The organism is Actinomycetota bacterium, assembly GCA_030682655.1.
Lineage (GTDB): Bacteria > Actinomycetota > Coriobacteriia > Anaerosomatales > JAUXNU01 > JAUXNU01.
The window spans coordinates 1-1,016 of sequence record JAUXNU010000167.1; the positions used below are offsets into that span (position 1 = coordinate 1).

Here is a 1,016-nt window from a genome sequence, read left to right on the forward strand (position 1 = left end):
TTCGTCGTCGGCTAACGCCACCAGGCATCCGCGGATGTCCCCCGGCGGCAGGACCCCGAGCTCATCGCGCAGGCGCCCCGACGAGCCTCCGTCATCGGACACCGTGACCACGGCGGTAATCCAAGGCGTGAGATGTTTCAGTCCGCGCAGCAGGGTGGAGAGGCCCGTCCCCCCGCCGATCGCCACCACCCGGGGAGGTCCGCCCCCCCGGATGGCGTCAGCCCGCGCGCTCGACATCGCGGTGACGCACTCCGGTCTCCACCAGCGGGTCCTTGGAGAGGGAGGCGGCCAGGGCTTCGGCGAGCGCCACCGAGCGGTGCCGCCCACCCGTGCAGCCAACGGCGACCACCAGCTGGGTCTTCTGCTCGGAGAGATAGGCGGGCACGAGATACAGGATCAGCCCCGCCACCCGCTCGAGGAAGCCATGGGACTCCGGACGCGCGACCACGAAGTCGCTCACCTTCTGATCGAGGCCCGTGAGCCGACGGAGCTCGTCCACCCAATGAGGGTTGGGAAGGAAGCGGGCGTCGAAGACCATGTCCGCCTCCGTCGGTACCCCGAACTTGAAGCCGAACGAGACGAAGGTGACAAGCAGTTGGTTGCGGAGTTGCCCCGCGAAGAGCGTCTCCTGCAACCGATGCCGGAGCTCGTGCACGTTGAGGCCGGAGGTGTCGATCACCACGTCGGCGCGTTCTCGCAGCGGGGCAAGGAGCCCGCGCTCTTCCTGGATACCTGCCAAGAGGGATCCGTCGTGGGCCAGGGGGTGAGGCCTGCGGGTGGATTGGTAGCGCGCCACCAGCGATACGTCCGACGCTTCCAGGAAGAGGATGTGCAGGTCTGCGCCCCGCCGGGAGACGCCGTCGAGCACCTCGCCCAGCTCGGCGAAGTACAGTGCCCCGCGCACGGCGATCCCGACAGCCAAGCGATCCACGCGGCTCCCCTCGAGAGAGAACAGGTCGACCACACGGGGAAGCATCTGTGGCGGCAGATTGTCGATACAGAAGAAGCCCATGTCC

General features: G+C 68.0%; 1 protein-coding gene and 1 pseudogene. Both read right to left on the minus strand.

The annotated features are described in order from the left end of the window. Positions 1 to 195 (minus strand): annotated as a pseudogene (locus Q8K99_10925) (2-phospho-L-lactate transferase CofD family protein). A 22-nt stretch (positions 196 to 217) separates the two neighbouring features. Further along, positions 218 to 1,016 (minus strand): RNase adapter RapZ (rapZ, locus tag Q8K99_10930; protein MDP2183067.1); only part of this gene is annotated, 799 nt, incomplete at its 5' end.